Genomic DNA, 19,743 nt, shown 5'->3' on the forward strand with positions numbered 1-19,743 from the left:
AGAAACGGAGCCCCATCATGATCAATTGGAATCCTCAGCAGCCCAGCCCGATGCCGTTCCACCGCTACCGTGCCGCGCACGAGCGGGTGGACGTCCCGATCACCGACCGCACCTGGCCCACCCGACGGCAGACCGCGGCGCCGCTGTGGGTGCCGGTCGACCTGCGCGACGGCAACCAGGCGCTGGCCGAGCCGATGGACGCCGAGCGCAAACTGCGCGCGTTCCGGCTGATGGTCGCGATGGGGTTCAAGGAGATCGAGGTCGGCTATCCCTCGGCGAGCGGCCTGGACCACGACTTCGTCCGGTTACTGGCCGACCGCGAGGATCTGGTACCCGACGACGTGACGGTGGTGGTCTTCACCGCGGCCCGGGACGACCTGATCCGCCGTACCGTCGCATCGGTCGACGGGTTGAGAAGAGCGGTCGTGCACATGTACACGGCGACCGCGCCGACCTGGCGGGACGTGGTCCTGCACGCCTCACGGCGGGAGCTGAAACAGAAGATCCTGGCCGCCGCCGACGTGATCCTGTCCGAGACTGATCGGCTGCGGGACACGTACACCCGATTCGAGTTCAGTCCCGAGGTCTTCAACCTGACCGAGCCGGAGTACGTCCTGGAGGTCTGCAACGCGGTCACCGCCCGCTGGGACGCCACCCCGGACCGTCCCGTGATCCACAACCTGCCGGCCACGGTCGAGATCGCCACCCCCAACGTGTACGCCGATCAGATCGAGTGGATGAGCCGCCACCTGGACCGCCGCGACGACGTGATCCTCTCCGTGCATCCGCACAACGACCGTGGCACCGGCGTGGCCTGCGCGGAACTGGCCGTGCTGGCCGGCGCGCAACGCGTCGAGGGCTGCCTGTTCGGCAACGGCGAGCGCACCGGCAACGTCGACCTGGTCACGCTGGCGATGAACCTGTACGCCGGTGGCATCGACCCGAAACTGGACTTCTCCGACATCGACGAGGTGCGGCGGACCGTCGAGTTCTACAACCGGCTGCCGGTGCCCGACCGCCACCCGTACGCCGGTGACCTGGTCTACACCGCGTTCTCGGGAACCCATCAGGACGCCATCGACAAGGGCATGATCTTCCACGCCAAGCGCGCCGCCGAGCTGGGCGTCGAACCTGCCGAGGCGCCGTGGGAGGTGCCTTACCTGCCGGTGGACCCGGCCGACGTGGGACGCAGTTACGAGGCCGTGATCCGGGTGAACAGCCAGTCCGGGAAGGGCGGCGTGGCGTACCTGCTGCGCACCGAGCACGGGCTGGACCTGCCGGCCGGGTTGCGGGCCGAGGTGGGCGCGCTGGCCCAGGCGGCGAGCGAGAACCGGGCCGGCGGCGGGGAGCTGAGTCCCGACCGGCTGCTGGCCCTGTTCCGGGAGGAGTACCTGGTCACGCCCGGGTTCTCAGTGAACCTGGACGGGGTCGAGGTGATCGAGGAGGTGACGCATCCGTGGCGGGACGGGCTGATCACGTACGTCCGATGCCGGATCGGCACGGACGAGCGCTGGGGTGCCGGGGTCGCCGCCACCGCGCCCGCCGCACGGGAGGCCGCGGTGACGAGCGCCGCGGTTCGTTGAGCGAGGCTCCCGCGACCTAGCATGGCGGCCGGACGCTGAGCGGCGGGAGGAACGGATGAGCGGCGCCTGGCCGGACACGGCGCTGGACATCGGCGCGCTCATCCGGGACGGCTGGCGGCCCACGCCGTTCCGCGACGTGGTGCTGAAGGTGCATCAGCGCTGCAACCTGGCCTGCGACTACTGCTACGTCTACACGATGGCCGACCAGTCCTGGCGTGATCGTCCGGTGGTCATGGACCGGGAGACGTGGCGGCTGGCCGCCCGGCGGACCGCTACGCACGCCGACGCGCACGACCTGGCCGGGATGCGGCTGGTGCTGCACGGCGGGGAACCGCTGCTGGCCGGCGCGGCGCGGCTGGACGAGCTGATCGGCGACTTCCGGGCGGCGTTCCCGGCCGGGCGGCGCCTGGAGGTGCTGATCCAGACGAACGCGACGCTGCTCGACGAGGAGATCGTCGCGGTGTTCCGGAAGCACGACGTCCGGGTGGGTGTCAGCCTCGACGGTCCGGCACCCGCCAACGACCGGCGGCGACGCCGGCACGACGGGCGGGGCAGCGCCGCGGACGTGGACCGCGGGCTGGGGCTGCTGCCGGCGGACCTCTTCGCCGGGCTGCTCTGCACGATCGACCCGGCCTCGGATCCGATCGCCTGCTACGAGGCGCTGCTGCGCTACCGTCCGCCCGCGATCGACCTGCTGCTGCCGCACGCGAACTGGGACGCTCCCCCGGCCGCGGGCTGCGCGCCGTGGCTGATCAGGGTCTTCGACCGCTGGTACGACGCGCCCCGCCAGGAGACCTCGATCCGCCTCTTCGAGGACGTGATGACGCTGCTCCTGGGCGGCCCGGGCCGGTCCGAGCAGGTCGGGCTGAGCCCGGTCGCGGTGGTCGTGGTGGAGAGCGACGGCGCGATCGAACTGGTCGACTCGCTGAAGTCGGCCTACCCCGGGGCGTGCGCCACCGGCCGCAACGTCGCCGGCGACGAGTTCGACGCGGTCCTCGGCCATCCGGGCGTGGTGGCCCGGCAGATCGGCGCCGACGCGCTCTGCGACACCTGCCGCGCCTGCCCGCTGCACCGGGTCTGCGGCGGCGGCCACTACGCGCACCGCTACCGTTCCCCCGCCGGTTTCCGCAACCCTTCCGTCTACTGCGCCGACCTTGCCGACCTGATCCGGCACGTCCGCCGCCGGATCAGCGCGGATCTCCACAGTTCTTAAGGGCAGATCATTTGCCCGTACGGGAACCAAGCCCCTCCCGGGCCCAGGATCCGCGTTAACGTCGGGCGGGGGATCAGTCGGGTGTGGAGGAGGCGTCGTGGGCAGTCACCGGGAGCCGGTCGAGAAGCGTGCGGCGATCCGGCGGGACGTCACCGCGGCCCGACCACCCGTGGCCGGCGCCATGGATCTCCCGACGCTGCAGCGCCTGGCCGGCAATCGGGCCGTCGGCGATCTGCTGGCCGCGCGCAGCCACGACGCCGGGTGCGGTGACGGCTGCGGGCACGGCGGCGGCGACGGGGCGAATTCCCTGGTGGAAGCGGCCCTGCGAGGCAGCGGGCGCCCCCTGGAGACCCCGTTCCAGCGGGAGATGGAGTCGACGTTCCAGTCGGATCTCTCCGGAGTCCGGGAGTTCCGCGGACCGGTCGCCGAGCGGGCCGCCGCGGCCGTCGACGCCAAGGCGTTCACGATCGGTAACTCCATCGTGTACGGTGCCGGCGGCCAGTCCCGGGAAACGCGGATCCACGAGCTGACACACGTCGTCAAGCCGATCACCACGGCTGGTTCCGCGGTCGGCGGGGTGAACGTGACCGACCCCGGCGGGGCCGGGGAACGCGAGGCCGAGGCGAACGCGCGCCGGATCGCGGCCGGTGGCGCCAGCGCGGTCGTCGGCCCCGGGTTGCCGGAGCTCCACGAATAAGGCCTGCGCAACTGTTCAATAGTGAGACGTCCGGCACGGCCGGATTTATGTGATTCGAGCGACATGAATATGGGCTTGCACGGCTCTGCGTCGAATTAAAACAGTTTCTTATCAGTCGCCGATCACCGCAGGCCGCGGGCCGAATCGCCATCTTTCACAAGATCACCGACACTGCGATGTTCCCGAACCGATGCCTGGGCGTCGTTACCCGCGAGTTCCGGAACCACAGCCCGATCGGCCAAACTGTCGGTCCAACCAGGTTGATCCGCATTGCCCGGACGGTCGAGGTACACCGGGAGGGGACATCATGACGCTGCGCTGGTTCTGCTTCGGCGGCTTCCGGGTCGAGGACGACGGGCGGGAGCTCGACCTCGGCGCCATCCGGCCCCGCAGCCGCACCCTGCTGCGATACCTGGCCGCGGCGGCCGGGCCGGTGCACCGCGAGCAGATCATCGACGCGCTCTGGCCGGAGATGACCACCGGCACCGCGGTCAACAGCCTGCACGTCGCGGTGTCGACGCTGCGGACGTTCCTCGAACCCGGCGTCAAACGCGGCGCCTCGCGCTACATCGTGCGCGACGGACCGACGTACCGGCTGGTCACCGGGGCGCAGTCAGACGTGACGACGTTCGCCGAGGCGTACCGGGCCGGGCGCCGGACCATGGACCGCACCGAGGCGATCCGGGCATTCCAGGTCGCGCTGCAGTGCTACACCGGCGATCTGCTCCCGGAGGACGGGCCGGCCGACTGGGTCGTCCCCGAACGTGAGCGCTATCGGACACAGGCCGCCGACGCTGCCGCGATGCTGGCCGAGCTCGAACTCGAAGCCGGGCGCCCGGTGGCGGCGGCCCGGGCCGCGCGGCGGGCACTGGACCTCGACGACCACCACGACGCCGGGTGGCGGCTGCTGATCGCGGCCCAGATCCGCGGCGGCGACCGGGCCGCGGCGGAACGCACCCGCCGGCAGTACGAATCGGTCCTGCGCACGCTCGGCGTCTCACCCGGCACCTCGCCCGGCGCCGCCCTCAGGGTCGCCTGAACACCTCGACCTCCGCGATCGCCGGCACCTTGCCCGCGGTCAGGCCGTAACCGGACACGACGGTCAGCCGCATCCGCGACACGTCGCCCACCGCCAGATCGAACGTCTGCGCGCCGGCGTGATCGACCAGGTGCAGATCCTTCTCGGTCACGGTTCCGTCGGGTGTCCACATCTCCAGGCGTACGTCCGAGGGTCGCCCCTGCCGGGCATACTCCTGTTGCTCCGGGGAGACGCCGCCGGTCACGATCACACTGAGCACCCGGATCGGCTTGCCGAACGTCAACTCGACCCACGGCTGGCTCTCGCGGCCCGGCTCCCAGAAACGGTTGTTGAGACCGTCGCTGACCAGGGACGCATCGTGACCCTTGGCCGAACTCGACGCGGTCACCCGGCTCGGAGTGATCAACTCGGGCGTGGCCAGCCGGTCACGGACGGCGTCGACCGCACGCGGGCCGTAAGTCACGCCGGCCCAGACGAGCGCCGCCACCAGCAACAGAATCGCCAGGATCGCCAGCAGGCGGCGGAGCCGGCCACGCCCCTTCGGCCAGGAGAGACGCCAGCGGCGGCGGGACTTCTCGGCGGCCTGGTCGGCGCGCAGGGAACGCCCGCACTTGCGGCAGAACGCGCGGTCCGCCGGGTTGAGGGTGCCGCAGTTCGGGCAGGCCATCTCGCCGGTGGTGTCCGGAACGTCGGTGAACTCGCGGAGGATCGGACGGGGCGCGACCGGTCGGCCCGGCTGCACGGCTCCCGGTTGATCAACACCCCCGACCTTTTCCGGTACGACGACGGGGGTGACCACGGGGCGGTCGGTGGCCTCGGCCACGGGCACGATGAGCGCCGCCGCCCGGTTCCGCACAGGCGGCGCCTCGACCCGTGGCGCTTCAGGGCTTTCGTCCATTTTGTCGCCGGTCGAGGGCGTGCCAGGCTCTGACTCGGCAACCTCCGGCGACCCGAAAGGCGGCTCGACGGCCCCCGAAGACGCGGAAGGCGGCTCGACACCCCCCGAAGACGCGGAAGGCGGCCTGCCGACCTCCGGGGACGCGGAAGGCGGCTCGGGATCGGTCGTGGCGACAGGCGCCGCGCCGGCACGGGGAGAAGCCGCACTGTCGGGAGCGGCGACGGTCGGGGAGGAACTGCCGGCCTCGGGAGCCTCGACGGCTGCGGACGGCGCGGGTGCCGCGGGCTCGGACACCGCAGACCGGGCAGCCGGTGAGATGGCGGCCGGTGAGTTGGCGGCCGGTGAGGTGGCGGCCGGTGAGGTGGCGGCCGGTGAGGTGGCGGCCGGTGAGGTGGCGGCCGCCGGTGACGGGGCGACGGTCGCAGGCGCGGGGGCCGGCGACGGTGCAGCGGGCTCCGGGCCGGCGATCGTCTTCGGACCGGCGGACCAGTCCAGGAACGCGCCGCAAACACCGCAGAAGGCGTCACCCGGAGTCACCGGGGAGCCACAGTTGTCGCAGAGAGTCATTCCGGCAGCACCTCGACCCGGCACGGCACGTGGGCCGGCCGATTGGCTTCGACGAATTCGCGCAGGCGGGCGGCGAGTGGCTCCGGCACCCGGACGCGGACGAGCAGATCCGGCTGCTGGCTGCCCGGCAGCGCCGACCCGGGGGTCGCCGACCAGGACGTCCCGCCGCTCTCGACGACCTCGGCCTCCACGCCGAACAAATCACGGATCTCGGCCCGCAACCCGGCCGCGGTCCCGCGCAGCCGGTGGGTCCCGACCGCGTTGACGACCGCGGCCCGCCGCTGGTCAGCGGGCTGATCGGGCCGGACTGTGGCCCCGACCCACCCGCCGAGCCAGGTCACGAAGTCGTCCGGCGCGAGCGACGGCGTCAGGTACGCCCACAGGTTGTCCAGCGTCGCGTGCACCGGCGCCAGTACCTGGTCGAATCCACCGGTGAGCCGCTGCGCGAGATCGTCCCCCGCGTAGACCGCCGGAAGTCGCCGCCCCAGCGGATCCGGCGACGGCAGTCCAGGAATCGCCGCCCGTTGCCCCGGGTTCGGCGCCCGCCAGCCGACGGAATCGCTGCCGAGGTCGCTCATCGAGTCACCTCCGCTGCGCTCCGGCGCCACGATGAGTTGAACACTGTGCCTACTGATTCGCTCGCGAGCTCGCTCATCGCTCCTCCACGCGGATCTGGTGCCGGTGGGAGAAGACGAGCGCGTGCCGGTCCAGTTCGATCCGGGTCACCTCGTCACCGCGCCGCCCGGTCAGCGGGTCGGCCGGGAACATCCGCACCTCTTCGACGACCTCGACGCCCGGCAACCGCTGCAGCACCCCGAACACCTCGCCGGAATGCACCGGCCGCCCGAACGGCCACCCCTGCCCGTCCGGCCCGCCGTTGATCGGGTCGAGATACTGGTAGAGGGCCTCCTCGGCGAGCGCGCGAAGACGTACCGCGGAGATGTCGGCCCGCGGCCGGAGCCGCGCCACCACGGTGACGCCCTGGTAGAACGGCGGCTCGACGACAAGCCGGGCCCCGATCGGCCGTCGCGCGTCGAGGTCGGCCGCGATGGTGGCCAGCATGGTGTCGTCGGGCACCAGGTCCTCGAACGGGAGCCGTCCGGTCTCGTCCGGCACAGCGGCCGGCACGACCAGGAGTCGCACTCCCCCGGCGTCGCTGCCGTCCCCGGCGGGCAGGCAGCGGACCCGGGCCGCGGCCGGTGCCGCCTGCCGGGCGAGCAGCTCGTAGTCGGCGGCGGTCACGGCACGGTCCTGCGCCCGCAGCTGCACCGGGCCGCGCATCCGGGCCTCACCCACGGTCTCGCCGTCGACGCCGCCGAGGGCCGGGCCGCGGTTCTCGACCGTACTGACGTAGGGAATCGAGGTTCTGAGCACGGTCAGCGCGCGCCGGGCCACGTTGCCCGGCCGGCCCCCGCCCGTGCGGTATTTCCGGATCCGGATCCGGGCGCCGACGGTCGGCACCGCGCCGAACTGCCGTAACGTCCCGTCGGCCTGCCGGACGGCCGGGCCGAAGCCGATCTCGCCGCTGGTCCGGTCCACGGTCACGTGCCGGTCGAACGGCTCCGAGCCGGCGAAGCTGTCCACCTCGGTCCAGTGTGTCCACGCGTCGCCGTCGGAGGTCTCCACCACGATCGGCTCGCCGTCCGCGACGATCGGCGGGCGCGCCACCAGGAACCGTTGCCCCGGAACACCCTCGGAGTCGCCGAGCATCTCGTCGATGATCGTCTCGGCGTGCACGGCCGCGACCGTCCCGCCGATCGTCGAGACCGCGACCGCGCGCACGGTCGGCGACTGGGCGTAGAACGGCTGGCCCGGTTCCGGTTCGACGAGCCGGCAGCGCAGCCAGGCCGCGGACTGCCCGGCCTGCACCGACGGCGTGTGCCCGGCCGGCACGTGCAGGATCACGTCGCCCGGCCGGTTGAGCCCGCCGGTCTCGTCCCGGTCGACCTCGCAGGCCGTCCAGTCGTCCCCGGTCCACGCCTCCCAGACGATCGGCGGCTGCCGCGGGTCGACGCCGACACCTTCGACCCGGCTGTCCAGTTCGAGCAGCACCGCGCAGGACGGCACCGCCGCGGAGAGCCCGACGAGCAGGCTGTCCCCGGCCGTCGGGGTCGTCTGGAAGACCGGCATGTCGCGGCCGTCGGTGACGCCGTCGAGCAGGTCGACCGGGGGACCCGCGGCCGGGTGGCGGCGCAGCCGGGTCAGCCGGCTCGGCACGATGGCCAGGTCGGTCGCGGTGGTGAAGACGACCGCTTCCTCGGTGGTGGTGCGTTCGGTGGCGACCTCGGCACCGGCCGGGATCACGACCAGCTGCTCCTGCGGGCCGGAGAGCCAGAACGTGATCCCGCCGCGGGCCGCGGCCGGCGGGAACAGCCGCACCCCGATCAGGTCGAGGAACGCCAGGTAGTTCTTGTCCGGCACCCGGTTCAGCCGGTAGAGCAGCTGGTCGACCATGTGCGCGAACGCCTCGATCAGCGTCACGCCCGGGTCGGAGACGTTGTGGTCGCTCCACTCCGGGGCGCGCTGCTGGATGAATCTCTTGGCCTCGTCGACGAGCTGCTGGAAGCGCCGGTCGTCCAGGTTCGGTGCGGGCAGCGGCATCAGGCGGCGCTCTCTTCGGCCGGGTCGTCGTGCGACGGGATGACATAGAACGGGAAGACCAGGTTGCGGGGGTCGTTGGTGCCGCGGATCGTGTAGCGCACGTCGATGTAGAGCACGCCGGCGTCCTCGTCGTCGAAGCCGACCAGCACGTCGGCGACGTCGATCCGCGGCTCCCAGCGGTCCAGCGCGCGGCGCACCTCGAAGGCGATCCGCCCGGCCGTGTTCTCGTCGGCCGGGGCGAAGACGTAGTCGTGCACGCCGCAGCCGAACTCGGGCCGCATCGGGCGTTCGCCGGGCGCGGTCGCGAGGATCAGCCGGATCGCCTCGGCGATCTCCCGCTCGCGGCTGACCAGGGCGATCCCGCCGGTCGCGTCGACACGCAGCGGGAAGGCCCAGCCGTTGCCGATGAACTGTTCCGCCACGATCAGCCTCCGATCACTGTCCGGGCGATGAGCTGTTCCGGCACGATCAGCCTCCGATCAGGACGGTCGGGGCACCGGCCACGATCCGGGCGTTGCAGACGAGCTGGTCGAACTGCCGGGCCGCGGGGAAACCGCCGATCAGCACCTGACCACCGACGCGAGGCGGTGCGGGCGGACGGACCACGTTCGTGACCAGCAGTTCGTAGTGCGGGGTGCAGACGCCGGCGGTGCCGACCACGGCGGCCGGCTTGCCGGCGATCAGCACGGTCGGCACACCGGCCAGCGGCGGCACTCCGGGCATGCCGAGAACCCCGGTGGGCGGGCCGGGCACCATCGGGGCGGCGAGGTCACTGATCGGGTCGCCGAGCCGGGCGGCGGGCAGATGCGGCATGGGTGCTGCTCCTCGTCAGTTCAGCTTCACGATGGGCGCGTGGATGTCCGCTTCGAGGGCGCCGGCCACCTCGACGCGCCGGCCCTTGAGAGTCAGGTCGCCGCGCCCGGCGTCGAGGGTGATGCCGTTACCACGTACCTCGACGGAACCTGTCGCATCGATCTCGATCTTGCCGTCGGCGTGCACCACGATCTTCTTGTTGCCGCGGTCGAGGAAGACGACCAGCTTGTCCTTCGCGGTGGCCAGCCGGATCCCCCGAGGGTTCAGCCGCGAGTCGAGCAGTTCCATCCGGTCGCCGGCCCGGTTGGCCAGGGAGCGCCGGTTGACCTTGCCGGTGGTGCCGTCGATCAGGTCCGACTGGTGCGGCGAGGGGCTGTCCTTGCCGTTGTAAAGACCGCCGATGACGTACGGCCGGTCCAGCAGCCCCTGCTCGAAACCCACGAGCACCTCGTCGTTGATGTCCGGGCTGAACACGCCGCCGCCGCCGACACCGCCGAGCTGGACCGTCCGGACCCAATCGGTCTGGTATTCCGTGTCGTCGGTCAGCCAGGGGAAACGCAGGCGCACCCAGCCCTGGTTCCGGTCCTTGGCAGTGGCCTTGGTGTCGGTGACGATGCCGATCGCCATCCCCGGCACGCGCACCGGGCGAGCGGGCGCGGCCGAGCCCCCGGCCAGGCCGAACACCGACCGGTCCTGGCGGCCGCTGACCGTCACCCAGGTCTCGTAGACCGAGCCGGGCGCGAAGACGTGCCGGCTGGCAGTGATCGTGTACTTGCCGTCGAACTCGGTGCCGATCTTCTTCAACGTCATCGGCACCCCGGCGCGCAGCTCGGGCCGGCCGCGCACCCCGACCTCGACCTCGGCGAGCGCGGCGGTGACGTCGGCCGCCACCGCTCGGGCGACCACCCGGGTCTCGGCCTCGGTCTCGTACGGCACGTCGGTCACGTTCAGCCCGGCGCCACCGCGGCCGAACGGCTGGATCGCCTTGCCCGGCGTGGTCTTGATGTCCAGCTCGGTGGAGGTGGTGACCGGCAGCTCCGTCTTGATCGACTTCTTGCGGGCCGGGTCCCAGCCGCGCACGGTCACCGACGGGATCTGCCCGACCGACGTGACCGTCGAACGCACCGAGAGCACGTTGTTGCCGGCCTCGATCACTTTCGGACTCTGCTCGGCGGTCAGCCCCGTGCCCGGCGCGGTCGACGCGCGCTCGCTCGTCCGGAAGTAGAACTTGCCGTCGATCACCGCGACCTCGGCCTCGTTGTCGACCGCGAGCATCTTCAGGAACTCCCAGTCGCTCACGTTCGGCTGGGTGATCATGTCGTAGGTGCGGGTGAAGGAGTCGACCTTGCCGATCGGCAGGCCCGCGGCACCGGCCAGCCGGCGCGCGATCACCGACGGGGTCTGCTTGACGAAGCTGCGCACCCGCTGGCCGCGCATCAACCGGTGCGACAGGTCGAGCGCGCGGATCACCGAGAACGTCCCGTGCCCGTCGTGCTGCGACTCCAGGGTCACGACCTCACCCTTGAAGAGCAGGACCGAGGCCGTACGCCCGCGGCGGACCCGCAGGGTCACCTTCGTCCCGATCTCCACGCTGTTCTCGGAGTAGAACACCCCGTGCTCGTCCCGGAACCGCAGCTCGGCGACGGCCGCCAGGTTGCTGCTGTCCTCGACGGTGGCCGAGACCAGCCGCCGCTCCCACTTGCGGCGCACCTGACCGGGCAGGCCCAGCTGCAGGTTGTTGACGTGATCGGTGCCGGCGCCCACGCGTCAGCCCTCCACGGCCGGGAGCAGCAACTGCCGCCCGGGACGCAACCGCGTCGGGTCGTCGATCTCGTTCGCCTCGGCGATCACCCGCCAGATCGTCGGATCGCCGTACTCCCGATAGGCCAGCATCTCCAGCGTGTCCCCGGCCACCAGCCGATGCACCCGCTGCGCGGTGAGCGCCCCCGACGTCGGGTTCTGCCCCGGCGTCGAGCCGCTGATCTCGGTCAGCGTGAGCGTGCAGGTGGCGCGCAACGGCGTACCGTCCGGGTCGAAGAGCTTGTAATTGGCGTCGATCTGGCTGACATACGAATAGAACGAAACCGTCTGGAACTGCCCCCAGGTGAACTTGACCCACGGCGGGGACGGCGCCTTCGCCGCGATGCTCGCCTTCGTCGGAACACAGCAGGTCAGCAGCTTCTCGACCCGCTCCTGCACGGACCGGTCGTGCTTCTCGGTGGCGTCCAGGAAGATCGTCAGGCTCAGCGTCCGCGGCCCGGAACCGCTGAACTCGGCCACGCCGACGTCCTCCGCGGCCCGCGCCACGTGCGGAATCCAGTTCGCCGATTTGGAGAGCGCCAGCTCGTTCGGGTTGAACATGAACGTGATCGGTCCACCGAGCGGCCCACCCGGCTGATCGCCACCGGCCGGCGGGGGCTGGAACAGCTGGAGGCCGGCGGCCACCTTCCCGGTCCGCGCCATCAGCCCACCTCGGTGAAGCCGTGATAGGCCAGCTCGATGCTCTCCGACGCGACCTCCGACCGGCTCGGGTCGAAACTCGGCCCTGACCAGCGCACCAGCACCACGTCGGCGAGGCCCCACTGGACCAGCATCGACCGGTCCGGCCGCAGCGCGGCGATCTCCGCCGAGCCGCGGCGCACCCGCTGCGGCAGCTTCGAGAGGTAGCGGAAGACCTTCGCGGTGTCAGCGGTCAGCGGCCGGGTCAGCGTCACGTTCGTGTAGACCAGCCGCGACGGCAGCTGCCACACGAAATCGTTGTTACCGCCCTCCTGGTGCTCCTCCAGCTCGACCTGAATGCCCAGGCCCTCGCAGGTGTTCCAGTCACCGAGGTCGATGCTGTCGATGCGCAGCCGGAAGTGGACGCTGGTACCCGGATCCCCGCTCATCCCATTCCCGCTCTCACCTTGGTCGCCCGCTTCGTCATAGCCCGCCCGATGGCTGCCCTTTCGGTGCCCGCTGTTTCGGTGGCCGCTGTTCCGGTGGCCGCTGTTCCGGTGCCCGCTGTTCCGGTGCCCGCTGTTCCGGTGCCCGCTGTTCCGGTGCCCGCTGTTTCGGTGCCCGCCTGTGTCGTCATCGCCAGCCGTCCCGCAATCGCGCCGACCGCTCACGGCTGGTGCGCATCTCGGCCCGCAGCAAACGCTGAACCGGATCGGTCAGGCGATGCGCCAACTCGTCGAGCTGCTCCCGCCGCAGCAAGCGGACGAGCTTGGTCAGCTGCTTGTCGTCGAAACGGCTCAGGATCGCATCGACGTGCCGCGGTTCCAGGCGCTTGAACAGGGCATCCAGATCTGGCGGCGGCGTCGCGGCGGGCGCAGCCGGCTTGGACCTGCCCGCAGGCTGCGGCGGGGACGAGCGCTGCGCCGGCGACGACGCCGAGGTCGCTCTCGGCTTCGGCTGGGGCGCCGGGGCACGCTGAACCACCGGCGGCGGACCCGCGGGCGCCGACCGGGCAGCACGCTGAGTCACCGGCGCCTGCGGCGGGCTGATCACTAACGGACGCTCGGCCGACGCCTGCGGCACGCTGTCGCGGTGGTCCAGCTGGTCTTCCCGCTGCGGCCGCCACTTCGGCAGAACCGAAAAACCCAATTTTGGTACGTCGGAAATACCGCGCCCGGCGCTCGGCGCCGCCCCGGCTCCGGTCGCCGGTGAACCCGGCCCCACCGGAAGAACCGCACGCTGCACGGTCTGACCGAGCGGCCGTCCTCCCCCACCCCGGTTACCCGGTTCCGCCCGAAGCGCCGCGCCGGCCCGAGACGTCGAATCAGCCCGAACCACAGCACCAGCCCGAGAGGCTGAATCAGCCCGAGACGCCGAACCAGCTCGGATCAGTGAGTCAGCCCGAGACGCCGCATCGGCCCGCAACATGGAATCGGCAGGGCGCGGCGCGGCCGGCCGGATCGGCACGACCTGTCGCAGCACCGGGGGCTCGCCCGTTGCGGCGCGGGCCCGAGGCGGCTGGTCATCGGGCGTGGACCGCTGGATGAGCCCCGGGGCAGACGGCGCGTTCGGCCCGCCCCTCGACGCCGGGCCGCTGTGGACTTCCGGCATCTGCTCAGCCGGCAAGGACGGCCGCGACAGTTGGACCACCGGACGCCGCGCCGATTCGTGAGCCGTGTCCGGAGCAGCGTCCCCGGCAGCCCGCCTGGCGAGCGGAGCGGCCGCCCCGGCGGTTGCTGAACTGCCCGGATTCGGGTTGGCCGAACTGTTGGAGACGACCGGCCCGGTCGCATCGGCCGGTGTCGGCAATGGCGGCTCAGCCGGGCTGACGGCACGCGGAGCCGGGGACGCCGGAAGGGTAGGCGTGACCGCACGCTGCACGGGTGCTGCACCCGGGCGGCTCTTCCCGGGAGCGGCCGGCGGCGTGGAAGAAATCGACGACGGCGGCTTCGACAGCGGAGCGCCGAGACCAGCCCGGCGCGCAGTTCCCGGATCGACGGCGGGCTTCGGCCGCACGACCGGAGGCCGGACGCTGTCGCCCGGCGCCGAGCCGGCGCCTGGCCGCGGGCCGGCGGTTGATGACGGCCCGGTGGCCGGTGACGGCCCCGTGGCCGGCGACGAGCCCGTGACTCCTGACGAGGTTGTGGCCGGCGACGAGGTTGTAGCCGGTGACGAGGTTGTGGCCGGTGACGAGCCGACGACCGGGATGGCAAGGTCTGCAGGCTGCGCTGGAGGGGTCACGCGGCTGGCAGGCCGGTTCGATGAGGACGGTGGAGTCGCGTCATCCGCGCCCAGCAACGGATCGCGCTGGATCGGGCGGGCAGTCACCACCGGTGGAGTAGCCGCAGGAGTCCCGGACGGGTTCACCGAGACGGCACGGGAGCGCGACGCCGGGGCACCGCTGGAAGCGGTGGACTCGCCCGGGGCGGGTTGAGCCACCACCGGAGAGGTAGGGCCTGATCGGGCGGACGACGGGCGGCGTGGAGTGCCGGACGGATCGGCGGGGCCGAAACGGGCCGTGGCCGGGGCACCCTCCATCGGTTCACCAAGGCCGAGAGGGCGGGGCCTCCGGACCGGAGGAGCGCCCGCAGCACGCTGAACCAGCGGTCCGTCCGCCCCACGCCGGACCGATGGCTTGTCGGCAGCACCCTGAACGGGCGACCTGTCGGCAGCACCCCGAACAAGCGGCCTGTCGGCAGCGCGCTGAACCGGCGACTCCTCGGCGGGCGCGGCACGCTGCACCGGCGGCATCCCGACCGCGCGCGGAACCGATGGCTCCACGACAGGAGCAGCAGCCTGCAGCAGCGGATTCTCGGCGGCGCGCGGGACAGACGGCCTCTCGACAGGCGCGGCCGGCTGGACCGGCGGCTTGCCAGGAGCACGCTGGTCCGGTGCCTTTTCTACAGCGGCTCGTACTGCCGGGGCCTGCGGGTCACCTGTCCGATTCGAACCAGTGGTGTGCTGGGCCGGGTCCGCAGAGTCGGTGTCCGCGCTCGGGTCCACCTGGCGCGCGACCGGCAGGGTCGGCGACGTGGCCCGCGGCGGGCGGGGGCGGACGGGCAGGCGCCGCGCGGGTTCGACCGGCCGCCCGGACACCAGGGAGCGACTGCGAGCGGGGGAACGCGCCGGCACGACGGCCCGCGCCCCACCGGAGGACGAGGCCTTGACCAGCGAAGACGCGGCGCCACCGGACGCGGTCGAAGATGCCGGCGTGCCGCTGGACCGAGTCGCGTCAGATGGGGCCACGCCAGGGGGAGCCCCGCCGGACCGAGTCGCGCCGGACGGCAGCACTCCAGGCAACGTCGCGCTGGACGAGGTCGCGCCAGGCGGGGTAGCGCTGGACCCGGCCACGCTGGGCGAGGTCGCGCTGGGCGGGGTAGCGCTGGACCGGGTTGCGCTCGACGAGGCCGGGCCGGGCCGGGTCGCGCTGAGAGGACTCCCGCTGGACGAGGTTGCGCTGGGCGGGATCGACGGCACGTCGTCGGACGGGATCGAGGACGTCTCGGCGCGGTGGACGAGCGGGGTGGGGTGGGGACGGGTTCGCGGGGCTCCGGCGGGACGGAGCAGGTCGCGGACGATGCCCGGGGGCGCGGCGGCGTCACGGGACGGTGCTATGGCCGTACCGAACGAGGGGTTCTGCTGGGTTGTCAGTGATGCGACGAAACGGGCGCCGTCGCTGAGCAGGTCGACGCCGCCGGAGGCCGCGGGGCGCAACGGGGGCAGCGAGGACCAGCCCGGGTCGGAGGCCGCCGGGGCGACGGGTGCAGGCTCCGGGGGCACGGCCCGTGAACCGCGGCGCCGCAGCCTGTCCCATACCGCCATGGTGTTACCGAACCTCGTTCATCCTGGTGTTGATGCGCGCTATCTCCTCGACGTGGCGGGCGCGCTCGGCGTGGGTCAGGCCGAGGATCTCGGTGCGCGGCCAGTGGAAGTGGTAGGCGACGTACGCGACCTCCTCGTGGAGCCGGTCGGTCCCGTACGTCACGATTCCCCCAGGCGGCTGCCGGCCAGGTCGACGTCGAACGACGTGTCACAGTTCGGGCAGGTCACCTCGGCGAGCGTGTGACCTTCCGCGTTGATCCGGCGGTACAGGTCCTGCAGGAACGCCAGGTCGGAGGCGAACAGTCGCTCGATCGTCTCGGTGCGGATCGTGGTGATCGTGCCGATCCGGGTCACGACGAGGCTGAGCAGGACCACCGACAGGTACGCCGGGTTCTGCTTGACCCGCACGTCGATCAGCGGCGCGAGTTCGTCCCGCGCGGTGGCCAGGCGCATCGAGCCGTCCCGGTGCACCTGCCCGTCCTCGTCGACGTACCCCCGCGGCAGTTGGAACGTGAATTCGGTCTGCAACCGCGGGGGCGGCGGCGCGACCGGCGCCACCACGGTGTCGAGATCGAGATCCCCGTTGCGCCGCCTCATGACGTGCTGATGTCCTCGTAGACCACGGTGACCTTCTCGGTCGCGGCGGTGGAGTCACCGGCCTTGAGGCTCGGACCCTCCCACTTGTTGACCCACGCGTTGGTCAGCTCGAAACGCCGGCCTTCCTGGCGCTGCGAGTCGTTGATGATGATGCTGATGTGCTTGCGGGCGTCGTCGACCGCGCCGTTCAGGAACGTCTTCTTGATCCAGTCGGTGAACGCGCTGCTCTTGTCGAGACCGCGGGTGATGGTGCACTCGCCGCCCTTGCGCGCGCCCGGGATCTTGCGGATGACCAGCTCGCCGGTCGGGGTCACCTGCTGGACCTCGATCGCGTCGAGCTCGAAGGTCAGCCCGCTGACCTCCTGCACGTATTCGACCTGGATTCCACCGAGCTCCACGGAGAAGCTGTGGACGATGAGGGTGTCGCCACCGGCCATTTTCGTCGCCTTCCTCTACTACTCGTTGACCAGGCTGGTGCTGTCGGAGAACTGCGAGAGGCGGAAGACCACGAACTCGGCCGGCTTGACCGGGCACAGGCCGATCTCGCAGACCACCTGACCGCGGTCGATGACCTCGGGCGGGTTCGTCTCGCTGTCGCACTTGACGTAGAACGACTCGGCGGCGGTTGCCCCGAACAGCGCGCCGCGCCGCCATTCCTCGGTCAGGAACGCGGTGATGTTGCGCCGGATGGTGCCCCAGAGCCGCTGGTCGTTCGGCTCGAAGACGATCCACTGGGTGCCCAGCAGGATCGATTCCTCGATGTAGTTGAAGAGGCGGCGCACGTTGATGTAGCGCCAGGCCGGGTCGGACGAGAGGGTGCGGGCGCCCCAGACCCGCACGCCGCGGCCCGGGAACGACCGGATGCAGTTCACGCCGATCGGGTTGAGCAGGTCCTGCTCGCCCTTGGTGATGTTGTTCTGCAGGTCGACGACGCCGCGCAGCACCTCGTTGGCGGGCGCCTTGTGCACGCCGCGCTCGTTGTCGGTGCGCGACCAGAGGCCGGCGACGTGGCCGCTCGGCGGCATCATCACGTTGCGGCCGCCGGCCGGGTCGAAGACCTTGACCCACGGGTAGTAGAGCGCCGCGAACTTCGAGTCGTAGCCCGCGGTCTCCTGCCGCCAGACGCGCACCTGCTGGGCGCTGAGACCGGGCGGAGTGTCCAGGATGGCCAGCCGGTCACCCATCTGCTCGCAGTGCGAGATCAGCGCGAGCTGCGCGGCCTTCACCTCTTCGAGGCTGAGAGACCCCTGCTGGTACGCCGCCATCAGGTCGGGTGCCACAACCATCGTGATCTCGTCGATCGCCTCGAGACCACCCAGCCCGGTGCGGGTGTCGAGGTCACCGGCGAACTCGTCGACCGAGACGGCGGACGGCACCACGTCGGCGCCCGGGGCGGGGGCCGGCAGCGTGACGGTCTGGTTCGCCGGGCGGGCCAGCGCGTTCGCGGCGGCCGCCTCCTCCAGCACGATCAGCTTGGAGTGCTCGCGGACCTGGGTGACCACGTTGTTGTCGCCGCGGCGGCGGAACGAGCCCTGGAACACCTCGGCCTGCTGACCGTTCTGGTGCACGATCAGGCGGAACTGGTCGTCGCCGGTGCTCTCCCCCTCGGGGTCGGCGATCTCCACGGTGACGTCACCCCCACCGGGCAGCGCGGCCGCGCGGAACGTGCCGACCTGCGCGGGCGAGCCGTTGGGCAGCGACTTCTGACCGTTCGACGAGGCGTTGCCGGTGGCCGGGGCGCCGACGCGGACGACGTAGGCGACGCCGCCACCGTTCGCGAAGTAGCCGTACACCGAGTTGGCCAGGTAGGTGCCCTCGACCATGCCGCCGAAGACCGCGACGTACTGACTCCAGTTGGTGACGAGCGTGGGCGCGTGGAACGGGCCCTTCTCGGCGAACCCCACGAACGCCGTCACGGCGGTGCCGACACCCTCGATGGGGCGCGAACCGCTCGGCGCCTCCTCCACGTAGACGCCGGGAGACAGGTACGTCGGCATGCGGAACCCCTTCAAACCCGAGATGGTGGACCATGCCAGCCTCGCCGGGCGATCAGGTCGCGCCAAGGTCCATGGGGGCGCCGTGGAGGGCAGAAAGGGTGCCCGAGCGCTTGCCGGGGGCGGGCCACGCGACCGTGTTGACTGGCGGGATGCACCAGCGAGACGTGGTCAGGCAGGCTGATCCGGCGGCGGCCCGGCGCGACCGCGGTCCGAATCGGACACATCTTGCACCGGATGCGGCGCGAGCGCATCTCCTGCAGCGCACGATCGGCAACGCCGCGGCCGGGCTGGTCCTTCAGCGCGCCCCGCTCTCACCCCAGGAGACGCAGAGGCGCGAGGGCCTGTTGCAGGATGTCATCAAGGTGACCCCGGACGGTTACGCCGCGGCGTACGGCGCTTCCGACGTGACCGCATTGAACCGGCAGCAGATGCTGGACTACCTCGTGATGGCGATCGTCGACAGCGTGCAGGCCGCGCAGGCCGAGGCGGTCGAGGAGGCCGACATCGCGGAGCTGGAGCCGCTGGCCGGACAGGTCGACGCGCTCCTGACCGCCGTGCTGGCGTTGCCGAACGGCCGGCCGGTCGGCAACCAGGCGGCGTTCCTGACCGACGTGGTGCCGGTGGTCAACCGGATCCTGCGCGGCAAGCCGAACCGGGACAGCCGCTACAACGTCCACCCGCGGCCGGGCCACGACCACAACACCAAGAACCAGCGGCTCGGAACGAAACTGATGTCGACCACCTGGGCCGATGATCCGGAGATGTGGGCGAAGTCCGGGAAGAAGCTCGGCAACCTGAAACTCGACGACGACGCACGGGGCACGCCCGCCGGCGCCGGTCAGCTACCGGTGCGGAAGCTGACCTGGAACGAGGCCCGGGGCGTCCTGCCCCGGCCGATGCTCAACCTGCTCTTCGACGTGCGGTACCAGTTGGAGAGCGGCACGCTGGTCGACGAACGCACCCCGGACGAGCGGAACCGGCGGGTGAAGAGCCCGACCGCCCCGGGCACGCTGCGCAGCTGGCACCAGGACGACGCCGGCAAGCTGCCCGGCACCGGCATCGAGCGCGGCACGCCGGCGCAGGTCACCGGCAAGGTCGAGCAGCACGGGCAGTTGCTGCACGACCACTACGAACGGGCGTCGCAGAGCGGCGCCGGCTCGTCCGTGCAGAACGCCGCGCAAGGCCCTCGTGGTCTGGCCGAGTACACCGGGACCGGCTCGAACGGCGAGCACAACACGAAGGTCGTGCTGGACTACCAGACCAAGCGGGTGTACCTGACGCTCACGCACTACCAGTTCTGGGCTCTCGCCGGGAGCGGTACGTCGGCGGAGTTCTGGCCGCTCGGCACCCAGGATCAGGCGGAGGCCGAGGGCCTGATGAACGCCCGGCTGAAGAGTGCCGGCGCGGACAAGGCGACGCTGATGAGCCCGTGGATCCAGATCGTGATGCCGACCGAGCGCGAGCGCGCCTCCTGACG

18 protein-coding genes are annotated in these 19,743 nt (G+C 71.5%); 5 read left to right on the top strand and 13 right to left on the bottom strand.

From position 1 onward, the window contains the following. Nucleotides 1-17 precede the first annotated feature (17 nt). The 4 genes from ACH442_RS12180 to ACH442_RS12195 all read left to right on the top strand — a co-directional run bounded on the left by ACH442_RS12180 (nt 18) and on the right by ACH442_RS12195 (nt 4,532). Nucleotides 18-1,583, top strand: a complete 1,566-nt coding sequence (locus ACH442_RS12180; RefSeq protein WP_396337988.1) for a 2-isopropylmalate synthase — start codon at nt 18-20, stop codon at nt 1,581-1,583. 55 nt (nt 1,584-1,638) lie between these two features. Then, nucleotides 1,639-2,796, top strand: coding sequence for an FxsB family cyclophane-forming radical SAM/SPASM peptide maturase (locus ACH442_RS12185; RefSeq protein WP_396337989.1), 1,158 nt, complete (start codon nt 1,639-1,641; stop codon nt 2,794-2,796). Nucleotides 2,797-2,893: 97 nt separating this feature from the next. Then, nucleotides 2,894-3,493, top strand: a complete 600-nt coding sequence (locus ACH442_RS12190) for a DUF4157 domain-containing protein (protein WP_396337990.1) — start codon at nt 2,894-2,896, stop codon at nt 3,491-3,493. Between the two features lie 307 nt (nt 3,494-3,800). Then, entirely contained in the window at nt 3,801-4,532 is a 732-nt protein-coding gene (locus ACH442_RS12195; RefSeq protein WP_396337991.1) for a BTAD domain-containing putative transcriptional regulator, read from the top strand. On the opposite strand, the gene ACH442_RS12200 is transcribed toward ACH442_RS12195, so the two are convergent. From ACH442_RS12200 to ACH442_RS12260, 13 genes are all read right to left on the bottom strand, one after another. After that, a complete protein-coding gene (locus ACH442_RS12200; protein WP_396337992.1) occupies nt 4,519-5,388 on the bottom strand; it encodes an NADase-type glycan-binding domain-containing protein in 870 nt (289 codons plus the stop codon). The two genes, ACH442_RS12195 and ACH442_RS12200, sit on opposite strands and share 14 nt — an antisense overlap. A gap of 605 nt (nt 5,389-5,993) precedes the next feature. After that, complete coding sequence (locus ACH442_RS12205) at nt 5,994-6,575, bottom strand: phage tail protein (protein WP_396337993.1); 582 nt, start codon at nt 6,573-6,575, stop codon at nt 5,994-5,996. A gap of 73 nt (nt 6,576-6,648) precedes the next feature. Next, complete coding sequence (locus ACH442_RS12210) at nt 6,649-8,598, bottom strand: putative baseplate assembly protein (RefSeq protein ID WP_396337994.1); 1,950 nt, start codon at nt 8,596-8,598, stop codon at nt 6,649-6,651. Next, complete coding sequence (locus ACH442_RS12215; protein ID WP_396337995.1) at nt 8,598-9,020, bottom strand: GPW/gp25 family protein; 423 nt, start codon at nt 9,018-9,020, stop codon at nt 8,598-8,600. Before ACH442_RS12215 ends, ACH442_RS12210 begins: the two co-directional genes overlap by 1 nt. 46 nt (nt 9,021-9,066) lie before the next feature. After that, nucleotides 9,067-9,411, bottom strand: coding sequence for a PaaR repeat-containing protein (locus ACH442_RS12220; protein ID WP_396337996.1), 345 nt, complete (start codon nt 9,409-9,411; stop codon nt 9,067-9,069). 15 nt (nt 9,412-9,426) lie between these two features. Continuing rightward, nucleotides 9,427-11,175 (bottom strand): VgrG-related protein, encoded by a 1,749-nt coding sequence (locus tag ACH442_RS12225; RefSeq protein WP_396337997.1) that lies wholly within the window; start codon nt 11,173-11,175, stop codon nt 9,427-9,429. Nucleotides 11,176-11,178: 3 nt separating this feature from the next. Further along, entirely contained in the window at nt 11,179-11,874 is a 696-nt protein-coding gene (locus ACH442_RS12230) for a LysM peptidoglycan-binding domain-containing protein (protein WP_396337998.1), read from the bottom strand. Next, the gene (locus ACH442_RS12235; RefSeq protein WP_396337999.1) at nt 11,874-12,299 is read right to left on the bottom strand and encodes a phage tail protein; all 426 of its coding nucleotides are present in this window, start codon (nt 12,297-12,299) and stop codon (nt 11,874-11,876) included. The genes ACH442_RS12230 and ACH442_RS12235 overlap by 1 nt, the downstream gene beginning before the upstream one ends. Before the next feature lie 184 nt (nt 12,300-12,483). Continuing rightward, nucleotides 12,484-13,095, bottom strand: a complete 612-nt coding sequence (locus ACH442_RS12240; protein ID WP_396338000.1) for a hypothetical protein — start codon at nt 13,093-13,095, stop codon at nt 12,484-12,486. A gap of 2,581 nt (nt 13,096-15,676) precedes the next feature. Continuing rightward, nucleotides 15,677-15,835: a DUF6760 family protein gene (locus ACH442_RS12245; protein WP_396338001.1), complete on the bottom strand. Its 159-nt coding sequence runs from the start codon at nt 15,833-15,835 to the stop codon at nt 15,677-15,679. Continuing rightward, the gene (locus ACH442_RS12250; RefSeq protein WP_396338002.1) at nt 15,832-16,269 is read right to left on the bottom strand and encodes a hypothetical protein; all 438 of its coding nucleotides are present in this window, start codon (nt 16,267-16,269) and stop codon (nt 15,832-15,834) included. Before ACH442_RS12250 ends, ACH442_RS12245 begins: the two co-directional genes overlap by 4 nt. Continuing rightward, nucleotides 16,266-16,706 (bottom strand): phage tail protein, encoded by a 441-nt coding sequence (locus ACH442_RS12255; RefSeq protein ID WP_203682602.1) that lies wholly within the window; start codon nt 16,704-16,706, stop codon nt 16,266-16,268. The genes ACH442_RS12250 and ACH442_RS12255 overlap by 4 nt, the downstream gene beginning before the upstream one ends. Nucleotides 16,707-16,724: 18 nt before the next feature. After that, on the bottom strand, nt 16,725-18,266 hold the full coding sequence (locus ACH442_RS12260; protein ID WP_396338003.1) for a phage tail sheath family protein: 1,542 nt from the start codon (nt 18,264-18,266) through the stop codon (nt 16,725-16,727). 149 nt (nt 18,267-18,415) lie between these two features. On the opposite strand from ACH442_RS12260, the gene ACH442_RS12265 reads away from it, so the two are divergent. Further along, nucleotides 18,416-19,741: a hypothetical protein gene (locus ACH442_RS12265; RefSeq protein ID WP_396338004.1), complete on the top strand. Its 1,326-nt coding sequence runs from the start codon at nt 18,416-18,418 to the stop codon at nt 19,739-19,741. Nucleotides 19,742-19,743: the final 2 nt, after the last annotated feature.

The sequence above is a fragment of the Actinoplanes sp. NPDC020271 genome (assembly GCF_044388125.1).
Lineage (GTDB): Bacteria > Actinomycetota > Actinomycetes > Mycobacteriales > Micromonosporaceae > Actinoplanes.